At 62.6% G+C, this 22,291-nt stretch carries 21 protein-coding genes; 7 read left to right on the top strand and 14 right to left on the bottom strand.

Going from position 1 to position 22,291, the window contains the following annotated elements; all coding sequences use genetic code 11:
- Positions 1-51: 51 nt before the first annotated feature.
- The 5 genes from BM079_RS14750 to rpiB all read right to left on the bottom strand — a co-directional run bounded on the left by BM079_RS14750 (position 52) and on the right by rpiB (position 5,088).
- Entirely contained in the window at positions 52-1,311 is a 1,260-nt protein-coding gene (locus BM079_RS14750) for a TRAP transporter large permease (RefSeq protein ID WP_090135606.1), read from the bottom strand.
- Positions 1,308-1,868, bottom strand: a complete 561-nt coding sequence (locus BM079_RS14755; protein ID WP_175489723.1) for a TRAP transporter small permease — start codon at positions 1,866-1,868, stop codon at positions 1,308-1,310. The genes BM079_RS14750 and BM079_RS14755 overlap by 4 nt, the downstream gene beginning before the upstream one ends.
- Before the next feature lie 89 nt (positions 1,869-1,957).
- The gene (locus BM079_RS14760; protein WP_090135610.1) at positions 1,958-3,031 is read right to left on the bottom strand and encodes a TRAP transporter substrate-binding protein; all 1,074 of its coding nucleotides are present in this window, start codon (positions 3,029-3,031) and stop codon (positions 1,958-1,960) included.
- Between the two features lie 328 nt (positions 3,032-3,359).
- Positions 3,360-4,340: a sugar-binding transcriptional regulator gene (locus BM079_RS14765; RefSeq protein WP_090135612.1), complete on the bottom strand. Its 981-nt coding sequence runs from the start codon at positions 4,338-4,340 to the stop codon at positions 3,360-3,362.
- A 274-nt stretch (positions 4,341-4,614) separates the two neighbouring features.
- Complete coding sequence (gene rpiB, locus BM079_RS14770) at positions 4,615-5,088, bottom strand: ribose 5-phosphate isomerase B (RefSeq protein ID WP_090135614.1); 474 nt, start codon at positions 5,086-5,088, stop codon at positions 4,615-4,617.
- Positions 5,089-5,509: 421 nt separating this feature from the next.
- Between rpiB and BM079_RS14775 the strand changes: the two genes are divergently transcribed.
- The 3 genes from BM079_RS14775 (at position 5,510) to tkt (ending at position 10,260) form a co-directional block, all read left to right on the top strand.
- Positions 5,510-7,225: a dihydroxyacetone kinase family protein gene (locus tag BM079_RS14775; protein ID WP_090135617.1), complete on the top strand. Its 1,716-nt coding sequence runs from the start codon at positions 5,510-5,512 to the stop codon at positions 7,223-7,225.
- Between the two features lie 73 nt (positions 7,226-7,298).
- Positions 7,299-8,066: a triose-phosphate isomerase family protein gene (locus tag BM079_RS14780; RefSeq protein WP_090135618.1), complete on the top strand. Its 768-nt coding sequence runs from the start codon at positions 7,299-7,301 to the stop codon at positions 8,064-8,066.
- Between the two features lie 199 nt (positions 8,067-8,265).
- Positions 8,266-10,260, top strand: a complete 1,995-nt coding sequence (gene tkt / locus BM079_RS14785; protein ID WP_090135620.1) for a transketolase — start codon at positions 8,266-8,268, stop codon at positions 10,258-10,260.
- 146 nt (positions 10,261-10,406) lie between these two features.
- Here the strand turns inward: tkt and BM079_RS14790 are convergent, their stop codons facing one another.
- A complete protein-coding gene (locus tag BM079_RS14790) occupies positions 10,407-11,459 on the bottom strand; it encodes a class I fructose-bisphosphate aldolase (protein ID WP_090135622.1) in 1,053 nt (350 codons plus the stop codon).
- A gap of 427 nt (positions 11,460-11,886) precedes the next feature.
- Between BM079_RS14790 and BM079_RS14795 the strand changes: the two genes are divergently transcribed.
- The gene (locus BM079_RS14795) at positions 11,887-13,050 is read left to right on the top strand and encodes a phosphoglycerate kinase (RefSeq protein WP_090135624.1); all 1,164 of its coding nucleotides are present in this window, start codon (positions 11,887-11,889) and stop codon (positions 13,048-13,050) included.
- 132 nt (positions 13,051-13,182) lie between these two features.
- The gene (locus BM079_RS14800; protein WP_090135626.1) at positions 13,183-13,626 is read left to right on the top strand and encodes a hypothetical protein; all 444 of its coding nucleotides are present in this window, start codon (positions 13,183-13,185) and stop codon (positions 13,624-13,626) included.
- A gap of 26 nt (positions 13,627-13,652) precedes the next feature.
- Here BM079_RS14800 and BM079_RS14805 read toward each other — a convergent pair whose 3' ends face one another.
- Both BM079_RS14805 and BM079_RS14810 read right to left on the bottom strand, forming a co-directional pair.
- The gene (locus BM079_RS14805; RefSeq protein ID WP_090135628.1) at positions 13,653-14,519 is read right to left on the bottom strand and encodes a M23 family metallopeptidase; all 867 of its coding nucleotides are present in this window, start codon (positions 14,517-14,519) and stop codon (positions 13,653-13,655) included.
- Between the two features lie 24 nt (positions 14,520-14,543).
- A complete protein-coding gene (locus tag BM079_RS14810; RefSeq protein ID WP_090135630.1) occupies positions 14,544-15,353 on the bottom strand; it encodes a TraX family protein in 810 nt (269 codons plus the stop codon).
- A gap of 92 nt (positions 15,354-15,445) precedes the next feature.
- On the opposite strand from BM079_RS14810, the gene BM079_RS14815 reads away from it, so the two are divergent.
- Positions 15,446-16,477 (top strand): oxidoreductase, encoded by a 1,032-nt coding sequence (locus BM079_RS14815; protein ID WP_090135632.1) that lies wholly within the window; start codon positions 15,446-15,448, stop codon positions 16,475-16,477.
- Between the two features lie 20 nt (positions 16,478-16,497).
- Here the strand turns inward: BM079_RS14815 and BM079_RS14820 are convergent, their stop codons facing one another.
- The 6 genes from BM079_RS14820 to BM079_RS14840 form a co-directional block, all read right to left on the bottom strand.
- Positions 16,498-17,973 carry a protein adenylyltransferase SelO gene (locus BM079_RS14820; RefSeq protein WP_090135634.1) on the bottom strand — a complete coding sequence of 492 codons (1,476 nt, stop codon included), beginning with the start codon at positions 17,971-17,973 and terminating at the stop codon, positions 16,498-16,500.
- Between the two features lie 135 nt (positions 17,974-18,108).
- Entirely contained in the window at positions 18,109-19,095 is a 987-nt protein-coding gene (locus BM079_RS14825) for a metal ABC transporter solute-binding protein, Zn/Mn family (RefSeq protein ID WP_090135636.1), read from the bottom strand.
- 47 nt (positions 19,096-19,142) lie between these two features.
- A complete protein-coding gene (locus BM079_RS14830) occupies positions 19,143-20,024 on the bottom strand; it encodes a metal ABC transporter permease (protein ID WP_245743104.1) in 882 nt (293 codons plus the stop codon).
- Positions 20,021-20,788: a metal ABC transporter ATP-binding protein gene (locus BM079_RS14835; protein WP_090135640.1), complete on the bottom strand. Its 768-nt coding sequence runs from the start codon at positions 20,786-20,788 to the stop codon at positions 20,021-20,023. The genes BM079_RS14830 and BM079_RS14835 overlap by 4 nt, the downstream gene beginning before the upstream one ends.
- On the bottom strand, positions 20,785-20,979 hold the full coding sequence (locus tag BM079_RS16645) for a hypothetical protein (protein ID WP_139215320.1): 195 nt from the start codon (positions 20,977-20,979) through the stop codon (positions 20,785-20,787). Before BM079_RS16645 ends, BM079_RS14835 begins: the two co-directional genes overlap by 4 nt.
- A 137-nt stretch (positions 20,980-21,116) precedes the next feature.
- Complete coding sequence (locus BM079_RS14840; RefSeq protein ID WP_090135642.1) at positions 21,117-21,413, bottom strand: DUF4235 domain-containing protein; 297 nt, start codon at positions 21,411-21,413, stop codon at positions 21,117-21,119.
- A gap of 135 nt (positions 21,414-21,548) precedes the next feature.
- On the opposite strand from BM079_RS14840, the gene BM079_RS14845 reads away from it, so the two are divergent.
- On the top strand, positions 21,549-22,214 hold the full coding sequence (locus tag BM079_RS14845) for an alpha/beta hydrolase (RefSeq protein ID WP_090135644.1): 666 nt from the start codon (positions 21,549-21,551) through the stop codon (positions 22,212-22,214).
- Positions 22,215-22,291: the final 77 nt, after the last annotated feature.

Raw genomic sequence — 22,291 nt, forward strand, 5'->3', positions numbered from 1 at the left:
AAAAACGGACAAATTTTGACGCGGCCCCCGGTCAGAGCACCGCGTTCTGTTCTAACCGGCCGGGAACAGTGCCGGGACGTAGCTCACCAGCATCAACACCAGCAGCGCAAAGATGTAAAACGGCACCAGTGCCCGAGCAGTCTGCTCGATCCGAACGCCTGCAATGGAGGACGAAATGAACAGCGTCGTTCCCACCGGCGGCGTAAACAGACCGATCGCCAGATTCAGCACCATCATGATGCCCAGCTGGATCAGGCTCATGTCGATCGACTCGGCCAGCGGAATCATGATCGGTGCCAGCAGCAGAATGGCGGGCGTCATATCGATCACGGCCCCGACCACCAGCATCAGCAGATTCATGAACAGCACCACCAGCACATCGGCCAGACCCAGCGCATTGATGAAGTCCACCAGCCGCGAGGGCAGCTGATCCACGGTCATGATCCAGCCCAGTACCGAGGAGGCCATGATCAAAAGCAGTACCGCACCGGTGGCCTGACCGGCACTCAGCACCGAACCGAGCAGCCCGCGCGGCGTCAGGTCGCGATAGCACAGCCGCACGATCAACGCATAAAACACCGCCACCACACTGATTTCGGTGGGCGTGGCGATCCCGCCGATCAGGGCGCCCAGTATGATCACCGGCATCAAAAGTGCCGGCAGCGAAGCGATAAAACCTCGCACGACCGGACCGAAGGCAAAGGGCTGATCGCTGCGCGGGAAGTTGCCGCGCCGGGCGATCAGGTAAACCGCCACCAGACTCGCCGCACCGAAGATGAAGCCCGGCACGATGCCGGCCAGAAAGAGCGCGCCGACCGACACCTGCGACACGCTCGAATAAATGATCAGCGGGATCGAAGGCGGGATGATGACGCCGATCACCGAGCTGGCCGAATTGACCGCCGCTGCAAAGGGGGCCGGATAACCTTCCCGCTTTTGCCACGGAATCAGTACCGATCCCAGCGCCGAGGCATCCGCCACCGCCGAGCCGGAGACGCCGGCAAACAGCATCGAAGTCACCACGCTGACCTGACCCAGCGCCCCGCGCACCCGGCCGACCAGAATGCCGGCAAAGTGAATGATGCGCTGGCCCAGGGTGCCGGCAATCAGCAGTTCGCCGGCCAGAATGAAAAACGGAATGGCCAGCAGCAGCGAGCTCTGCGTGGCATCGAAAAAGCGCTGCGCGACAATCGACAGCGGGTAGCTGCCGCTCAGGGCGATGCCGATACTGCTGGCGCCCAGCAGCGCATAGCCGATCGGCAGCGCCATGACCAGCAGCAGCAGAAACAGCGGTAGCGCAATGACGATCATGGGATGAGCGCCTCCTGAAGGGGGGGCTCGGCGCCGCTGGCCAGCCCGATCAGATCGATAATGGCCAGCAGCAGTACCCCGACGGCTCCCAGCGGCAGGCTATAAAAGGCCCATGTCGCGGACCAGCCCAGCACCGGCGTCGTCTGGTACTGCATGAACTGCAAAAGGACAAACGACTGTTGAACCAGCAGCAGCATCAGGGCCGCCACCATGAGCTGCACCACGACCATCAGCGCCCGGGCCCCCTTCGGTGACAGCTTGCGTGCGAAGAAATCCACACCCAGGTGCTGATGGCGCGCCGCCGCCATGACCACGCCGCCCATGATCAGCCATGGAAACAGAATCACCGGCAGCTCGTTGCCCCAGGCCAGCGAGCCGGCCAGGAAATAGCGCACGATGACACCAGCCATGAGCGTCACGCCGATCACCGCCGTGGTGATGACCACAACCGTGCTGCCGATAACGTAAAACAGCTCACGGCCACGGTTCAGCCACCGCAGCAAGGGGGGTGTCGAGGTGGAATTGTCTGCCTTCATTGCGTCATGCCCCTGACTCATTGTCATCTCCATCGCATCAAGCTCTGGCGTTACACCTGCGTGGCATGTCTCTCGACCGAGCCCGGCATTCACCGGGCTCGAACCTGTCATCATGATGCGGACGACCCGCCGGTGGTGGACTCATGGCCCTGGTTGGCTTTTTCAGCCGCCTTGCGGGTACGCTCGACGATATCGCCGAGCTTGTCCTGCCAGATGTCGTAGACCGGTTTCGTGGCCTCGCGGAAGGCCGCGGTATCCACGGTATTGATCTCCATGGCGCCGTTGCCGCGCAGCTTTTCGAGTAGCTCGTCGGTCTGATCGATCAGCGTCTGACGCTGAAAATCACCGGCTTCATGCGCGGCACGCGCCAGCGCCTTCTGATCCTTCTCGGAGAGACGCTGCCAGGTCGGCATGCCGATCACGACCGGCGTGGTTTCGTAGCGGTAGTCGGACAGCGACAGATACTTCTGCACCTCTTCAAGGTGTGAGGACATGATGTTGACCACCGGATTTTCCTGACCATCCACCGTGCCCTGCTTGAGCGCGACATAGAGCTCGCCGAAGGCCATCGGGGTCGGGTTGGCGCCCAGGGTGCGCAGGGTGTCGATGGTCACCGCATCCTGAGAGGTGCGCATCTTGAGCCCCTCGAGATCCTGCGGTGACTCGATCGGTCGCACGTTGTTGGTGAACTGGCGCAGACCGTTATCCCACCATGCGAGCACCTTCAGGCCGCGCTGTTCGGCCTGCTCGGCCACTTCCTCGCCGATCGGTCCGTCCGCGACCTGCCAGGCGGCCTGGGGGGAATCAAACAGAAATGGCAGACCAAAGACGTTGGCCCTAGGGACGATGGAGGCCAGTGATCCCTGGCTGTTGGCCGTCAACCCGATCGCCCCGCTCTGGGTCTGCTGCAGCATCTGCACATCCGAACCGAGCTGCTCGGCACCCTGAATGCGCAGCTCCAGATCACCATCGCTGTACTTTGACGCCAGTTCAGCCATGCGATCGGCAGCCAGCGAACGAGGATTCCCCGGGGCCGCGCCATGCCCCAGCACCAGCGTCTGCGCCTGTACAGCACCAACCATGGCCGCAGCCGCCAGCCCCACACTCAGCGCCAGCGCCGTCCTGAAAGCGCGCTTTCCGCTCTGTCGTACTGCCGGAACCTGCGGTGCAACGAAATCTTTCATGGTCTCTCTCCTGACGATTGAAAGGATCGGGCCGCAGCGCCCTGAATCATCGAAAGCCACGGCCGGCTCTGTCCCTGCAGTATTCGGATTCATTGTTAACAGTCAACAATGGCAGCTGTGAGACTTTCGAAGTACGCGACAACCGATTGAAATAACCGGATTTTTAAAACGAATTCGGGCCTGATACGACTAAAGGCGCCAGGCATGTAGTCCGGCTTCAGGCGTCATTGGCCCGGGGAAGAGAAGACAGGAAGGCAGAGTCGAGCAGCTGTCGGCCATCAGGCCGACCGCCGCAGAAAGAGAGTATCCACAGAGTCCGAACGAAGGATTACCCCTCGTTTTGGCCGCGGGTAGCCTCATCCAGATGCAGGAGGGTGTGTGCGTTGGTGGCGCTGGTGGCAAGCACGTCAATGACGCCGGTGCGCAGCGCACCGAGGATGCCGGCGGCCTTGGTGCTTTCGCTGGCAATCGCGATGACTTCGGGGATGCGGGCCAGATCGGGAATGGTCAGCCCGATCACACGCCCCTGCATGGGCGTGGTGGAGGTGCGCCCGTTCAGGTCGATGAAGTCATAGCCCATCATGTCACCGACCGTACCGGACAGACGCGCCTCGGCGATCTCCTGCGGTGAAAACCAGCCCATGCGCACCATATTGCTGTCTTCTGACAGATCGCCCACGCCAATCATGGCGATGTCGGCGCGCCGGGCGCGATCCAGCGTCTGTCGCACGGTAGGGTTTTCCAGCATGGCATCACGCAGCTCGGCGCTGGCCACCATGGCCGGCGCGTAGAGGGTTTCACTCTCGCCGCCGAACTTCGCCGCCAGTCGCCGACAGATGTGATCCGGGTTCATGTACTCTCCGGCGCGCAACGAGCCGCCGATGGCGCAGATGAACGAACACTTGCGGGTGCGCTGGGTGAAGACATTGTCGGCCACGGTGCCCACGTTACGCCCCATGCCGACGGCCACCATGGTGCCGTCCTCCAGTGTGCGCGAGAGATGATCGGCCACCAGACTCGACACCTCGTGGCGCTGCTGTTCGGCATCGGCGCAATCGAGCGCGATCAGTGCCCGTCGGATACCAAATCGGCGAATCAGCGCCTGCTCGATCTCGGCGGCCACTGACGGATGATGGCGCACCCGAACGTCCACGATGCCTTCGGACTGGGCACGCTTGAGCAGGCGCCCGACCTTGATGCGTGACATGCCCATGCGTCCGGCGATCGCTTCCTGGGTCTCACCCTGCATGTAATACAGGCTGGCAATCTCGGTCATCAGCGCGATATCGGGGTCGGCACGCTCGTTCATGGGGGCTCCGGATCAGACACTCTAATAACAGGGAAGCGGGACAATACCTGTCCGCACCGCCCGTGTCACAGCGGTTCGCTCAATTCAACGATCCCATCAATACAACAGCTCAAGCGACACGGCGATGCAACCAGCACCCTGGCTCCGTCAACACTCTGGCTCAGCCAATACCATGATTCAGCCAGCATCCTGGCTCAATCAAAAGGGGGCAGTACGCCGATTCGCCGTACTGCCCCCTCATTTCAGCGCAGGCGCCCCGCGTCAGCCGATGTGATCATGCCTTGCCGTTTTCCTGCTCATAGGCCTTGATGCGATCCACCTTGGCCTGCGAGCCGCCGCCGCTGAACTCGCTTTCAAGAAAGGACTCGGCAATCTTCTTGGCGAGCTCGACCCCGATGACGCGCGCGCCCATGGTCAGTACCTGGGCATCGTTGCTCTTGCGCGCTCGCTCGGCGGAATAGGTATCGTGCGCCTGAGCGGCCCGAATGCCCGGCACCTTGTTGGCCGAGATGGCAACGCCGATACCGGTACCGCAGATCAGGATGGCGCGATCCACCTTGCCATCCCTGACCGCATGTGCGGCGGCGAAGGCAATGTCCGGATAGAGGACGGGCTCGGCGTTGTGCGTCCCGAAGTCCTCTACTTCATGGCCCAGCGAGCGAACATGCTCCACCATGGCCTGCTTCATGTCATACGCCGCTTCGTCACACCCCAGTGCAACCCGAAGCTTTCTGGTCTCTGCTGTCATGATTTCTCCCCGGGTGAACCGACACCCTTGTACGTGAACACGCCATAGCGTACGCCTTGCCGATCATATGAACAAAGCGCATTCATATGAAAAATACTGCTGATCGTGCCGGATGATCGTGTAAACGCACCCATGATGGCGACAATATCACCCATTGATGCATAAATACGCGGACAGCCACCCTACAAAAGGCGATAATAAAACCAAAGTCTCATGCGAACCGGCGCAGCACGGCGCTAATATGGCCTGAACGTCCTAACAAATGCACATGTCAGGATCATATTATCATTTTGCCGGTTGCCTGTTCGGGTGCGACGCGCACGCGAGGGGGGAGGGGCATCGAACGGTCATCGTGCCAGAGCGCATGAACACAGGCCGAACGCGATGCCTGATCATTGTTGCCTTATCAGGAGTACGCCCCATGACACGCCTTTTCAACGACCCCGTCGCCTTTGTCGACGAAGCCACCGAAGGCTTCGTGGCCGCGCATTCTCATCGGGTACGCCAGGTGCCCGGCGGCGTTATCCGCAGCACGAAAAGTGAGCCGAACACCGTCGCAGTGGTCATCGGCGGCGGTTCGGGCCACTACCCCGCCTTTGCCGGGCTGGTCGGTCAGGGTCTGGCGCACGGGGCGGCCATGGGCAACCTGTTTGCCTCGCCGTCGGCCCAGCAGATCTATTCGGTCGCTCGCGCCGCCAATAACGGCGCGGGCGTTCTGCTGAGCTATGGCAACTATGCCGGCGACGTCCTCCATTTCGGGCAGGCCCGTGACCGTTTGATCAGCGAAGGCATTCCGTGCGAAATGGTCAAGGTCATCGATGACGTCTCCAGCGCCAGCCTTGACGAGATTCAAAAGCGGCGCGGCATCGCGGGCGACCTGACCGTATTCAAGATCGCCTCGGCCGCCGCCGAGGCCGGCTATTCGCTTGAAGAGGTCGTGCGCGCCGCCGAAGCGGCCAACCTGCGCACTCGCTCCTTCGGCGTGGCCTTTGACGGCTGCACCCTCCCCGGCGCCGATGATGCCCTGTTCCACGTGCCGGAAGGCAAAATGGCCGTGGGCCTTGGTATCCACGGCGAGCCCGGCATCAGTGAGCAGGACATTCCGACCGCCGACGAGCTGGCCGAGCTGCTGGTCAAGCGGCTGCTCGAGGAGCTCCCCGAAGGCGTCAGCAGCGCAAAAGGCGCCCGCGCCTCGGTGCTGCTTAACGGCCTGGGTACGGTCAAGTATGAAGAGCTGTTCGTGGTCTATCGCCGCGTCCATCAGCTGTTGCAAGAGGCCGGCATCGAGATTGTCGAGCCCGAGGTCGGCGAGCTGGTCACCAGCCTCGACATGGCCGGCGCGTCACTGACGCTGTTCTGGCTCGATGACGAGCTCGAGAAGTTCTGGGCCGCACCCTGCGATACACCCGCCTACAGCAAGGGCAGCGTCGTCAGCGCCGAGCAGCTCGGCGATGCCGAACTCGACATCCCCGACCCGGATGCCATTCCCGACGCCACGGACGAATCGAAGGAAACCGCCGACAAGGTGCTGGCGGCGCTCGAGGCCACCTACAGGGTCATCGAGGAAAACGAGGAAGAGTTCGGACGCATCGACGCCGTCGCCGGTGACGGCGATCACGGCATCGGCATGGCCCGCGGCGGCAAGGCCGCCGTCGAGAAGGGCCGCGAAGTGAAGGAGCGCGGTGCCGGTGCCGGCACGCTGCTGCGCATGGCAGGCGATGCCTGGGCCGACCGGGCCGGCGGTACTTCGGGCGCCATCTGGGGCGCAGCACTGCATTCACTGGCCATGGCGATCGGCGACGAGAAAAAGCCCGATGCCGCGCGTATCGCCCAGGGGGTGAGCGATGCCCGCGACAACATCATGCACTTTGGCAAGGCGCAGGTCGGCGACAAGACGCTGATCGACGTGCTGGTCCCCTTCAGCGAGGTGCTGAGCGAGCGCGTCGAGGCCGGCGATGATCTGAAAACGGCCTGGCAGGCCGGTGCCGAACGCGCCGAGCAGGCCGCGAAGGATACCGCCGGTCTGGTGCCGAAAATCGGTCGCGCCCGCCCGCTGGCGGAAAAGAGCAAGGGTACCCCGGATGCCGGAGCGGTATCGCTGTCCATGATCATCCGCGCCGTGGTGGATGTGCTGTAATTCACGCTCTGCTTATAGTGCACTCTAATGACAGCACGCTCTGATGACAGCCCCCTGACCACAGGAGAACGACATGGCCGCCCCCCTGCTTATCGGCACCAGCCTCAAGATGTACTTTGGCTATCAGCAAACGCTTGACTGGTGTCGCCGGGTCACGGAGATCGCTCGTCAGCATCCCGCCGTGACGCAGGGACATGCGGCGCTGTTCATCATGCCCTCCTTTCCGAGCCTGGCGCCGGTGCTGGAAATCGTGCGCGGCACCGATATCCGCATTGGCGCGCAGAACCTTTCCGACCAGCCGCCCGGCGCCTGGACCGGTGAAGTCAGCGCCGACATGCTCGCCGAAATGGGCTGTCGCTGCGTCGAAGTCGGCCACGCCGAGCGGCGACGTCACTTCCATGAGGATGAGGCACTGGTGGCCGCCAAGACGGCCCGGGCCATGGACAGCGGCCTGGCCCCCGTGCTGTGTATCGGCGAGACCGAGGAAGGCGATCCGGAGGTCGCAGCCAAAGAGTGCATTCGCCAGGTACAAAGCGCGCTGACAGACGTCTCCAGCCCCAGAGAAGCCGACCTGATCGTGGCTTACGAGCCGCACTGGGCGATCGGTGCCAGCCAGCCAGCCTCAAACGAGCATATCAGTGCGGTGTGCCTGAAGCTTCAGGCGTATCTGGACGGTCACGGCGGCGGTCGCGTCATCTACGGTGGCAGCGCCGGGCCGGGGCTTTTATCACGCCTTGAAGGCAGCGTTCAGGGCATGTTTCTGGGCCGCTTTGTCCATGACGCACGTGCCTTCGAGAAGATTCTCGATGAAGTCATGACCCTTCAGACAGCATCTCGCTGACCGCCACCGGTGGTCTGAAACCGCCGTTTCAGACCATCTTTCCTGACGTCAGGGGGGCGACATCATCGGCTCATGCAGCTACTCTTGTCGGATAAATACATACGGAATCAATGCGGGCCCGGCATCATGGCGCATCGATTTGCCTGATGATGTCAGGGCCCCTTGTTACTACCACCAGCAGGCAGGAGTTTACCCAGCTATGACCTCGCGTCGTCACCTCGCCAATGCCGTCCGTGCGCTTTCGATGGATGCCGTGCAGAAGGCCAACTCCGGCCATCCGGGCATGCCGATGGGCATGGCCGATATCGCGGAAGTGCTCTGGAATGATCACCTCAGACACAACCCGGCCAACCCCGACTGGGCAGAACGCGACCGCTTCATTCTCTCCAACGGCCACGGCTCGATGCTGCACTACTCGCTGCTGCATCTGACCGGCTATGACCTGCCGATGGAAGAGCTCAAGAACTTCCGCCAGATCGGCTCCAAAACGCCGGGCCACCCGGAGCACGGCTACACGCCGGGCATCGAGACCACCACCGGCCCGCTGGGTCAGGGTCTGGCCAACGCCGTGGGCATGGCCGTTGCCGAGCGTACGCTGGCAGCCCAGTTCAACCGCGATGGCCATGAGATCATCAACCACCGCACCTGGGTATTTGCCGGTGACGGCTGCATGATGGAAGGCGTCAGCCACGAAGCATGCTCGCTGGCCGGCCATCTGGGTCTGGGCAACCTGGTGGTCTTTTACGATGACAACGGCATCTCCATCGATGGCGAAGTCGAAGGCTGGTTCTCCGATGACACCGCCCAGCGTTTCGAGGCCTATCACTGGAACGTGATTCGCGACGTGGACGGCCACGACGCCGAACAGATCAACGCCGCCATTCATGAGGCGAAGGAAGTCACCGACAAGCCGACCCTGATCATCTGCAAGACCGTGATCGGCTTTGGTTCACCCAACAAGGCCGGCAAGGAAGAGAGTCATGGTGCCGCGTTGGGTGAAGAGGAAGTCGAAGCCGCGCGCAAGCAGCTGGGCTGGGAGCACGGCGCGTTCGAGATTCCCGACGACATCTACAAGGCGTGGAATGCCCGCGACAAGGGCCAGCAGCTCGAAGACGAGTACGAGCAGAAGCTGGCCGCCTATGAAAAGGCGCATCCGGAGCTGGCGAAGGAGCTCAAGCGTCGCTACAGCGGCAAGCTGCCGGAAAACTTCGATGGCGAAGCGCTGATCCAGCGCGCGCAGGAGAAGATGGACACCACCGCTTCGCGCAAGGCCTCGCTTGGCGTGCTCAACGAGCTGGCCCCCGAGCTGCCGGAACTCTTTGGCGGCAGTGCCGACCTGGCGCCGTCCAACCTGACCCTGTGGAAGGGCGCGAAGGCCGTCAGCAAGGAGAACTTCGACGGCAGCTACCTGCACTACGGCGTGCGGGAATTCGGCATGGGCGCGATCGCCAACGGCATCGCCACTCACGGCGGTTTCATTCCCTATGACGCCACCTTCCTGGTGTTCATGGAGTACATGCACAACGCCGTGCGCATGTCGGCCCTGTCGCACACGCGCATCATCCACGTCTTTACCCACGACTCCATCGGTCTGGGCGAAGACGGTCCGACCCACCAGCCGATCGAGCAGCTCGCCGATCTGCGCAACCTGCCGGGTCTGGCCACGTGGCGCCCCTGTGACGCGACCGAAACCGCGGCCTCCTGGGTCGAAGGTCTCGAGCGCGAAACCGGCCCGACCGCGCTGATTTTTTCGCGTCAGGACCTGCCGGCCCAGTCGCGCGATCACGAGCAGGTAAAAAACATCCGCCGCGGCGGCTACATCCTGCGTGACTGCGAAGGCCAGCCCGAGCTGATCCTGATCGCCACTGGCTCCGAAGTGGGCCTGGCGATGGATGCCGCTAAAGAGATCGAAGGCAAGGGTCAGAAGGTGCGCGTGGTCTCCATGCCCTGCACCACCAAATTCGACGAGCAGGATCAGGGCTACCGTGATTCCGTGCTGCCGCCGTCGGTGCGCAACCGTCTGGCGATCGAAGCGGCGATCCCGTCGAGCTGGTACAAGTATGTCGGCCTCGACGGCGACGTCTTCGGCATGACCACCTACGGTGAGTCCGGCAAGGGCGGCGACCTGTTCAAGCACTTCGGCTTTACCGTCGACAAGGTCGTCGAGCGCGCCGAAGCAATGCTCAAGGCGTAACGCCTCGCCGCATCCGGGTGACCCGTGTCGCCCGGTATTCTTCGTGATGCATCAGCACCCGGGATCGCATGACGAAGACAAAAGAAAGGGCCCGGCAATTGATTGCCGGGCCCTTTTGCGTATTGCAACGCGTCAGGACAGCGCCATCAGGCGATGGTGATGTCCTTGTTCAGGTAGACGTCCTGGATCGCATTCAGCAGCGCCACACCCTCTTCACGGCTCTTCTGGAACGCCTTGCGCCCCGAGATCAGGCCCATGCCGCCGGCACGCTTGTTGATGACGGCAGTACGTACTGCCTCACCCATGTCGGAGTGACCCTTGGAGCCACCACCGGAGTTGATCAGACCGGCACGACCCATGAAGCTGTTGACGACCTGATAGCGGGCCCAGTCGATCGGGTTGTCGCTGAGCAGCTCGTCATAGACGCGATCATGGGTGTGACCAAAGCCGACCGCACGATAGCCACCGTTGTTCTCCGGCAGCTTCTGCTTGACGATATCGGCATTGATGGTCGCCGCCAGATGCACCGCCTGGCTGGAGAGGTCGGAAGAGACGTGGTAGTCGACGCCGTTTTTCTTGAACTCGGGATTGCGCAGGTAGGACCACAGTACGGTGACCATACCCAGCTCGTGAGCACGTTCGAACGCTTCGCTGATCTCCTGGATCTGGCGACGGCTTTCCGGCGAACCGAAGTAGATGGTGGCACCGACCGCGACACAGCCCATGTCATGGGCCTGCTCGACCTGCGCGAACAGCGTCTGGTCGTAGATGGCCGGATAGGTCAGCGTCTCGTTGTGATTGAGCTTGACCATCATCGGGATGCGGTGCGAATAGCGACGCGCCACCGAGGACAGCACGCCCAGCGTGGAGGCCACGCAGTTGCAGCCGCCGTCGATGGCCAGCTCGATGATGTTTTTGGGATCAAAGTACTGCGGATTGGGGGCGAAGGAAGCGCCGGCAGAGTGCTCGATGCCCTGATCCACCGGCAGCATGCTGACGTAGCCCGTGCCGCCGAGTCGACCGTGATTGAAGATCGTCTGCATGTTGCGCAGGACATGAGGCGAGCGGTTGCTGTCCATCATGACGCGATCAATATAATCGGGACCCGGCAGGTGCAGGTCTTCTTTCCTGAACCCTTCACAGGTATGGTTCAGCAGGCTATCCGCTTCCTCTCCCAGCAGCCTGGCGATATCTGTCATTATCTTCATCCTCTTTTCTACGAAAGATTTTGCACTGCCAGCGGCCAGTGCCGCGGCTCGAACAGCATAAGCAACTATACGTTGCAGTTCATGTCATGTTTTGTCAGTGGTATTCACGCATGAACGGCGCGACGTCGCATGTCTGCCACGGACAACCACATGCTCAGGGCCGCCATGACCGACCATCATTGTTGAACGCATGCGGCCCGCCCCACTTGACCAGCGTGTGCGCCGCCGCCACACCCTGGACGAAAGTCTCATGCCCGCAGCGGCGTCGGCCCGGTCAATAATGGCGCCCGGTGCGGCTGTCTTCGTTTTCCATGTCCCTGCTATGCTGGAGACAGTTTTCCGATCAACCCTGTTGATACCAGACAGGGCCTGTTACCGCTCAATGCCGATCACTTAATGCCAAAACGGGAGTAGCGACATGTCTGTGCGCAAGATGTCCGAGCTGAACCTCGCCGGCCAGCGTGTCCTGATTCGTCAGGATCTCAACGTGCCGATCAAGGATGGAAAGGTCACCTCGGATGCCCGCATCCGGGCCAGCCTGCCCACCATTCGCACGGCCCTTGAACAGAATGCGCGCATCATGCTGATGAGCCATCTGGGCCGCCCCACCGAAGGGGAGCCCAACGATGAAGAGTCGCTGGCACCGGTAGCCAACCATCTGGGGGAACTGCTGGGCATGACGGTTCGCCTGGAGCGCGACTATCTGGAGCAGGACCCCGAAGTACAGGAAGGCGAGGTCGTGCTGCTGGAAAACGTGCGCTTCAACAAGGGCGAGAAAAAGGACGACGAGGCACTGGCGAAAAAATACGCCAGCCTCTGCGATGTCTACGTGATGGACGCCTTCGGCACCGCCCACCGCGCCCAGGCCTCGACCCATGGCGTGGCCCGCTTTGCTCCGGATGCCTGCGCCGGGCCGCTGCTCTCCTCGGAACTGGAGGCGCTTGAAAAGGCGCTGTCCAACCCGAAGCGTCCGATGGTCGCCATCGTCGGCGGCTCCAAGGTCTCCACCAAGCTGGACGTGCTCAACGCCCTGTCCGAAAAGTGCGATCAGCTGATCGTGGGCGGCGGCATCGCCAACACCTTCATCGCAGCCGCCGGCTACAACGTCGGCAAGTCACTGTATGAAGCCGACCTGGTCGATCAGGCCAAAGCGCTCATGAACAAGGTCAACGTGCCCCTGCCCATCGATGTCGTCGTGGCCACCGAGTTCTCGGACAAGGCCGAGGCGGTCACCCGCAACGTCGATGAGGTGCGCGATGACGAGATGATTCTCGATGTCGGCCCCCAGACGGCGCAGACCTACGCCGACGCCCTGCGTGAAGCCGGCACCATTCTGTGGAACGGCCCGGCCGGCGTATTCGAAATCGAGCAGTTCAGTGCCGGCACGAAAGCCATGGCGCATGCCATCGCCGACAGCAACGGCTTCTCGATCGCCGGTGGCGGCGACACCCTGGCGGCGATCGATCAGTTCGGCGTCACCGACCGGATCTCCTATATCTCCACCGGCGGCGGCGCCTTCCTCGAATATGTGGAAGGCAAGACCCTGCCGGCCGTCAGCGCCCTGCGCGACGCCGCCAGATAATCGGCTTCACGCATGAAAAGGGCCCTGTTCCCGCCCGGGAACGGGGCCCTCTTTTGTAACACCGCTTTGCCATCATGTTTCCGTCACGGATGAGTGGCGATACACTGCGACAAAGTGCACAACAGGCCATTCATGAACAAACGACTTTTTTATGCCGGCAGCTGGCCCGATTCCGCCGCTCTGCTCGAGGGCGCCCTCTGGGTAGGCTATGGCTGGAGCATTCAATGGTCGCTGGTCCATCATCAGAGTCTCGTCTTTCTGCTGGCGACCCTGCTGGTGCTGGTCTGTACGCTCACCACACTGATGTGGCAGCCGCTGAAGCTGACGCTGGCGCGCTATCGGGTCAGAAAGCGTCGCACTGAAATGTGGATGCACATCCTCTACCCGCCGCTGCTGCTCGCCCCGCCCCTGTGGTGGCTGCTGGAGCGCCTTGTGGGCAATCTGCCCGACGCCCAGCAGTGGACGCTGGCCTGCCTTCTGATGACCGTTGGCTGGCTGGTCTTTCTGATCTCGCTTTTGATCAAGCGCCTGATTCGTCAATACCGTCAGGCGCTGAGCGATCACGCCGCCGACTGACGGCGTCCTGGCGCCCTTTTGGGGCGCTATTGGCGCTCCAGCACCAGCAGCGGATCGATACGGGTATCAAACCAGTTCATGCCCCAGTGCAGATGCGGGCCGGTGGCGCGGCCCGTCGCGCCGACCTCGCCAATCACATCGCCCTGCGCCACGCGATCGCCCACCTTCACATCCAGCTTTGACAGATGCAGAAAGTTGGAGCTGATGCCGTAGCCATGATCGATCAGCACCGTCCCGCCGGTCAGATACAGATCCGGATTGGCAAAGGTCACGATCCCGCCGGCCGGCGCCTTGACCGGCGTCCCGGTCGCCGCCGCGATATCCATGCCCGAATGCGCCGAGCCCGGCGTGCCGTTGTAAATGCGCTGATTGCCGAAGCGTCCGCTGATGCGTCCCTTCACCGGCCATATAAAGTCCTCGGTGAAATCGGTGATGCGCTCATCGCGGGTGCGCGCCTGGCTGACCCCGGCCTGCTCGCGACGAATGCGCTCGGCGATTTCTGGCGGCGGCGACACGGTTTTCGGCGGCACACCGTTAATGCGCTCGACAGGGAAATCCCGCGGCGTTACCCGGATATCAACCGTGCGCGCCGGCTCACCCGGCGGTGTGACGCTGACCTCGCTGTTGCCCGTGGCATCACGGCCGATCCCGAACACCACCGTGCCGTAGTCGGTGACGCCCAGCGTGCGGCCGGCATGCACTACCTGACTGCCGGGCGGCACCCGACCGATCACCATGCTCCCCTGCTGGACATGCTCGGGAAAGACAATCGGTACCTGGCGTTCAGCCGCAGCAGGGCCGCTCATCAGCGTCCCGGCAAGCATCAGGGCCGGCAACAGTCCGGACAACACGCGACGCAGGCCGGCGATCGATATTGTGGCATCAAAAAACATGGGTCACTCACTCTCGGCAGATGATCAGGTGGGCAGTAGATAGGGGAGATAGACGATCAGGGCGATCACGGTCAGATGGCCCGGATACCAGGCCAGCCACAGCCAGCGCGGCATGCGCACCACGCCCGGGATAAAGCGCGCCAGTCCCGCGGCGAGCACCAGCACCACCAGCGTGGTCGAAAACGCCACGCTCTTGCTGATCGTATAGATGTTGAGCTGGGCCGTGATCCAGAGAATCGGCACACCGGCAAGCCAGGCCCAGATGCGCATCACACCGTGATCAAAGCGCTGATAGGCCGCCATGGCCAGCATGAAACCCGGCACCATCAGAATGCCGAAGCGACCGTATTCCAGCAGGGGACCTGCCGTGTACCAGGCGACAATGGACAGCGCCACAACAGCGGCGCTGACCACCCGGGCGCGCATTTCCATGGGCGGTGACACCAGCAGCTGTCGCAGCCAGGCGCCCCACACCAGTCCGAAGGCCAGCGTAAAACAGACATTGATCACCAGCACGCTGGAGTAACGCGGCATCAGCATATAGGGTAGCTGGGCGATCAGACCGATGATCAGGATGCGCCGCGCGTAGCGCATGGGGTTGCGGGTATCAAACAGTCCATGCCAGGCCACCATGGCCGCAAACAGCGGAAAGGCCACTCGCCCGATGGTGGAACTGGCCCAGCTGAACTGCCAGGAGAGCTCGTTGGAGAGCGCATAGCGCACCACGTGGTCCACGGTCATCGAGATCAGGGCCAGCCACTTGCCCCAGTCCGTCCATCGGGACCGGGCAGCTCTCGAGGCGGGTGCCGCGGCCCCGGCGGTTATATCGGTCATGCGCGCTCCGTCGTCAGATCACTTTGGCGAAGGTTACACCATAAGCCGCGGCGGGCGCGGCGCAAGTCCACTTAATGATACGGAGGCCGTTCATGTACTCCCCCCTCAACACTGTGATAATCGGCTTTGGGCTGGTCGGACGCGTTTTTCATGCGCCGCTGATTCGCCATACCGACGGCCTGACCCTCAGGGGCGTGGTCTCCAGCCGCCCGGATGACGTTCATGCCGACCTGCCTGATATCAAGGTCTACCCGGAAGCCGAACAGGCTCTGAAGGACCCCGAGGTCGATCTGATCGTGATTGCCACGCCCAACGATACCCACGCCGAGCTGGCGCTGGCCGCCCTTGAAGCCGGCAAGCACGTGGTGATCGACAAGCCGGCCACGCTTGACCGGGCTGAACTGGAACGCATTATCGACACCGCCCGGCGCGTAAAACGCATGGTCAGCGTCTTTCAAAACCGCCGCTGGGACGCCGATTTCCTCACCCTCAAGGGACTTCTGGACGCCGGCCGCCTGGGACACCCCACCCGTAGCCATCTGCATTTTGACCGCTTTCGCCCCGAAGTGCGCGATCGCTGGCGCGAACGCCCCGGCCCCGGCAGCGGCGGCTGGTATGACCTGGGCTCGCATCTGGCCGATCAGGCGTTGACGCTGTTTGGCACGCCGCGGGGCGTTTACGCCGACCTGGCAACGCTCAGACCGGGTGGCGGCGCAGTGGATTATTTCCACGTGCTGCTGCGCTATGACCACCATCGGGTCGTGCTCTCGAGCCACGCCCTGAGCGCTCATGATTCTCTGCGCTACGCCATCGACGGCACCCGCGCCTCATACATCAAGCACGGCATCGACACCCAGGAGCAGACCCTGCGCGACGGCGGCACCCCGGGCCAGCCCGGCTGGGGCGAGGACCCGGTCCGTGGCACGCTTTATCATGGTGAAACCGGCGACAGCGAATCTATCGATAACGCTCAAGGCGAGTATCGCGCCTACTACGCCAACATCGTCGCGCATCTGCACGGTGACGCAGACCTTGCCGTAACGCCCGAGCAGGCGCTTGACGTCATGCGCGTGATCGACGCCGCGCACGAAAGTAGCGCCACCGGACGCGAGGTTGAGTTCTAGCGGCCCGACACGCCCTGGCGTCAGGTGCCGCAGAAGGTGCGAAATACGGCCTCATCAGGCCCGGCCGGCAGCGTCCAGGCTTCCCGGCCGGGTTGCACCTCGAACGGGTCTGCGAGCATCTCGCGCAGCGTCTCGAAGGGCTCGAAGTTACCCTCGGCGGCGGCGCTCAGGGCCTGCTCAACGCGGTGGTTGCGGGGAATATAGAGCGGATTGACCTTGTGCATGTCACGTCCGACTTCCTCGCCGTCGCGTCCCTCGCGCGCCAGACGCGCGCGCCATTGCGGCAACCACGCGCGGATATCACCGTCCTGCTCGAACAGTGCCAGCAGGGCGTCGTCACCGGCCTCGCTACGGGCGCACTCGCCGAGCTGGCGAAAGGTCAGGGTGAAGTCGGCACGTCCGACACGCATCGCCTCCTGCAGCGCCTCGATCAGTTCCTGATCACTGTCCTCTTCCTGCACCAGACCGAGCTTTTGTCGCATGACCCCAAGCCAGGCATCGAGATACTGCTCGGAGAAGCCCTGTACCACCTCGGTGGCGCGTTCAATAGCGCGCTGCTCGTCACTGTCAAAGAGGGGCAGCATCGCCTCGGCCAGCCGCGCCATGTTCCACTGCAGTATCACCGGCTGATTGACATAGGCATAGCGCCCGCCGGTATCGATCGAGCTGAACACGGTCTTCGGGTCATAACGCTCCATGAAGGCACAAGGGCCAAAATCGATGGTCTCGCCGGCAATCGAGGTGTTGTCGGTGTTCATCACACCGTGAATGAAGCCCACGCCCATCCAGCGTGCCACCAGCTCGGCCTGGCGCTGCTGGATCGCCTTCAAAAGATTCAGATAGCGGTTTTGCTCTTCGATCTCGAGCAGCTCGGGATAGTGACGCTCGATCACATGATCGGCCAGCGTCCTGACGGACTCGCCATCATGACGTGATCCGAAGTACTGAAAGGTGCCCACCCGGATATGGCTGGAAGCCACCCGCGTCAGCACCGCGCCGGGTTCGGGCATGCGCCGCATGACCCGCTCGCCGGTGGTCACCGCCGCCAGTGCCCGGGTGGTCGGGATGCCCATGGCATGCATCGCCTCGCTGACCAGATACTCGCGCAGCACCGGCCCCAGCGGCGCCCGGCCGTCTCCACCGCGCGAAAAGGGCGTACATCCTGCGCCCTTGAGCTGGATATCACGCAATCGCCCGTCACGATCCGTCACCTCACCCAGCAGGACCGCCCGACCATCGCCCAGTCGCGGGGAAAAACCGCCGAACTGATGTCCGGCGTAGGCCTGCGCGACCGGGTCAGCGCCGGGTGGCAGATCGTTGCCGGAAAACCAGTCAGTTGCCTGGCGCTCATCAAAGGCGGCGACTTCAAAACCGAGCGTTTCGGCCAGCGGTCGGTTGAAGGCGACCAGCTCCGGCTTCTCGACGGTGACGGGGGTAAAGGGCTCGAAAAAGTGGGCGGGAAGCTTCGAATAGCGAAGCGTAAAGGTCGGAAACATGGTGACTCCAGCAGCAGATGCTGCGCATTGATGAAATGATCCGTCCGGATGACAAGGGTAGAACATCACAGACGCAAGGGCCCGGCACTCACTAACGAGGCCGGGCCCTGGAAAAGCCGTCAGTGGCGTGTCACATCAATCGTTTTGCTTCATGGCTTTCACCATTTGATCGACGTTGAAACGGAACATGTCGGCATAGGTCGCCGCCGGGCCGTCGGGCTTCGAGAGTGACTCCACATACAGCTCGCCACCGGGCTGAGCCCCCGCCGCACTGGCAATCTGCTCGACCAGCCGCGGATCGTTGGAGTTTTCAAAGAAGTAGCTTTTGATGTGCTCCTCCTTCATCTGGGTGATGAGCCCTGCCACATCCTTCGCCGAGGCTTCGCTGTCGGTGGTCATGCCCAGCGGGGCCAGGAAGGTGACACCGTAGCGGTCGCCGAAATAGCCAAAGGCGTCATGTGAGGTCAGGATCTTGCGCCGATCCTCGGGAATGGCCTCGATCTGCGTTCTGGCGTACTCATCCAGCGATTCGAGTTCCTGCTTGTAGGCATCGCCATTGGCGCGATATTCATCGGCGCCTGCCGGGTCTGCCTTCGACAGCGCCGCCACGATGTTGTCGACCCATACCTCGACATTGGCCGGGCTGTTCCAGACGTGCGGGTCGGGACCGTCATGATGGTGGTGATGGCCGCCATCGTCATGGTCATGGTCATGGTCATGGTCACCATGATCGTGATCGTCCGCGTCATGGCCGTGATCGTGGTCTTCTTCCTCCATTTCACGGGTATGGATGTGCTCCGAGACCACCACGGGCTGCCCCTTGAAGCCGGAGGTCGCAATCAGGCGATCCATCCAGCCCTCAAGGCCCAGCCCGCTCATGAAGACCACATCCGCGTCACGCACCCGGCGCACGTCGTTCGGGGTCGGCTCATAGGCATGCGGGTCACCGTTGGGGCCGATCAGACTCGATACCTCGACCCGGTCACCGCCCACTTCACTGACCACATCGGCCAGCACGGTAAAGGTTGCCACTGCCTTGACGTCCGCGGCCTGGGCTACGGCGGCCGACAGCGGTGACAGGGCCAGCATTGCAGCACCCGCCCACCAGACTCTGATCTTCATGCATGCTCTCCGTTTGTCAGTAGAAATCCTGGTCCAAAAGCCACGGCCTAGCCGGCCAGATGCGGCCGTGACAGGCGCTGGCGCACGATGCCCAGCCGCCCGAAAAGAAACGACAGCAGATAAATCCCGCTGGCCGAGAGCACAATGGTCGGCCCCGACGCCACGCCGGTATGAAAGGAGATATTGAGTCCGACGATGCCGGCCAGAAACGCCACCAGCATGGCACTGAACATCATGCCCGGCAGGCTCACCGCCCAGAAGCGTGCCGCCACCGCCGGCAGCATCATCAGCCCTACCGCCATCAGGGTGCCAAGCGACTGAAAGCCCGCCACCAGGTTGAGCACCACCAGCAGCAAAAAGAGCACGTGATAGAGATGGCCGCGCCCGCCAACGGCGCGCAGGAACCCGGGGTCAAAACACTCCATGACCAGCGGCCGGTAGATCAGGGCCAGCAGCACCAGCGTCAGCGACGAGATGCCGGCGATCAGATAGAGCGCGTTCTGGTCGATGGCAAGAATGGTGCCAAAAAGCACGTGTAAAAGGTCCACGCTCGAGCCCTTGAGCGATACGATCAACACCCCCGCAGCGAGTGAGGTGAGATAGAAACTGGCAAAGCTGGCGTCCTCGCGCACCGCAGTCGTACGACTGACCAGTCCCGACAGCAGTGCCACCGCCAGCCCTACGACCAGACCGCCCAGTCCCATCGCCGGCAGTGACAGCCCGGCGACCAGAAAGCCGACCGCAGCCCCCGGCAGTACGGCGTGGCTCATGGCATCGCCCACCAGACTCATGCGTCTGAGCATCAAAAGGACACCCACCGGCCCGGAGCCCAGCCCCAGCGCCATGCAGGCGACCAGCGCCCGACGCATGAAACCGAACTCCACGAAGGGCGCCAGCGTGGCGTCATAGGCCATGGTTACAAGGCTCATGCCTGCTCCTCGTGTATTTCACAGGTATGGGCATCTTCACGCCAGGACTCTTCCATCATGTTGGCCCGGCGCAGGTTATGGGGCTGCAGCACCTCATCGGTCGCCCCCCAGGCGATCGCCTCGCGCGCCATCAAAAGCGTCTGCGGAAAGCACTGACGCACCTGGGACATGTCGTGCAGCACGGCAATCACGGTGCGACCGTGTTCGTGCCAGTGGCGGATCAGGGCCAGCAGGTCGCGGGTGGTGCGCTCATCAATGGCGTTGAAGGGTTCATCCAGCAAAATGACCGGAGCGTCCTGCAGCAGCAGCCGGGCAAACAGCACGCGCTGAAACTGCCCCGAGGAGAGCTCGCTGATGCGACGCTCCTCGAAGCCGGAAAGCCCGACCTTGTCGAGGGCATCCAAGGCCCGGTCCACATCCTGACGCTTCATGCCGCCAAAAATGCCAAGACGATGCCAGTCGCCCATGGCAACGGTATCAAATACGCTCAGGGGGAAACTGCGGTCGACCTCGGCGGCCTGGGGCAGATAGCCATAGCGGCTGGCCGACATGCCGGCGCGGTCGATGCGGCCCTCGGAGGCGGCCATATTGCCGGTCAGCGCCTTGATCAGGGTCGACTTGCCGGCCCCATTGGGACCGATGATGGCGGTAAGGCTGCCGGCCTCGAAACTGCCGGTGACATGATGGACGGCCGGATGGCGCTGGTAGGTGACCGTCAGATTATCAAGATGGATGGGCGCACCCTTGAGGTCAGGACAGCTCATGGGACGGCCACCGCCCAGTGCACCATGGACCAGAGTCCGACCAGTCCGACTGCTGCAAGCAGCAGTCGCCAGCCGACCGACGAGGCCAGTACCGAGCGTCGGCAGCGGTTGATGACATTGTCATCGCGCACGCGCGAAGCGTTTGGCGAATCATCCCTGGTAGAGGAGTGATGAGAGAGTTGACGAGACACGATGTGATTCCATGACGATAACAGTGCCGGGCAAACGACTGCCCGACACCCGGGATGTTATAAAGTATCATCACACGTGGTCCGCGCCAGCGCAATCACGCAGCATCCCGCTATCGTCTGATGCTGCCAGGCAACGTTCAATGATCCTGGTCTTCGATCCGTGCCAGCAACCGCTGTCCACGCCGTGAGCGGCGCGTGCGACGCATGCCGGCCGAGGCCACTTTCCAGCCCACGATGCGCGCGGCGCCCACCGCCATGCCGCTGGCCGCCCCCCAAAGGATCGCCTGACGCCACTCGACATCATCGCGATCGGGATTGACGGGCGGCTCGAACACGCCGTGACGAAAGGTCTTTTTCATTGCCTGACGCATGGCGATACCGGTCGCCGCCGCCGTGGCGGTGCCGACGAGGGTCCAGAGGGTTTGAGATTTCATGGCAGTATCCCGTTCAAGTGATCAAGAAAACCCTTCAAGCCTGGCCGATCGCGCTCGGCCCCACCAGTGCCCATGGACAGCCCCGCTGCTCTCGCGCACCATCCGGTGATCTTTCATACCGCCAAAGGACACTTCATGACCGAACAGCCTCCCGTGATTGTCGAACCCGAGCAAACGTCAGCCACCGCCGTGGTCATTATCCTGCACGGTCTGGGCGCCAGCGCCCACGATTTTGACCCGCTCATTCCGGCGCTGTCGCTGCCCGATGATCTTGCGGTGCGCTTTGTCTCGCCCCACGCTCCGGTGCTGCCGGTCACCGTCAACAACGGCATGACCATGCCGGCCTGGTATGACATTACCAGCATGGCGCTGGAGCGCGAAATTGATGAAGCCCAGCTCAAGGCCTCGGCACAGCGCATTCATCAATTGATCGATGAGCAGATCGCCAGCGGCATCGACAGCCGCCGCATCGTGCTGGCCGGTTTCTCCCAGGGCGGCGCCGTCGCCTATGAAGCCGCCCTGACCTATCCAGAACCGCTGGCCGGCGTGCTGGCCATGTCGACCTACTTTGCCACGGCCGACAGCATCAAGGCGGATGACGCCAACCAGGGCACGTCGATCGAAATTCATCACGGCACCCAGGACCCGATCGTGGATGAAACGCTTGGTCGCCGCGCCGCCGAACGCCTCACCGACATGGGCTATGACGTTGAATACCGTACCTGGCCGATGGCGCACACCATCAGCGCTGATCAGATCCCCGCCATTCGTGAGTGGCTGATCGAACGACTCGGGGAATAGGCCCTGCCATGTCGCCGGTATGAGCCTTTTAAACCACAGTCATTCACGGCGCGAGCCATCCCCTCATCCGCAGAATG

The organism is Kushneria avicenniae, from assembly GCF_900112585.1.
GTDB lineage: Bacteria > Pseudomonadota > Gammaproteobacteria > Pseudomonadales > Halomonadaceae > Kushneria > Kushneria avicenniae.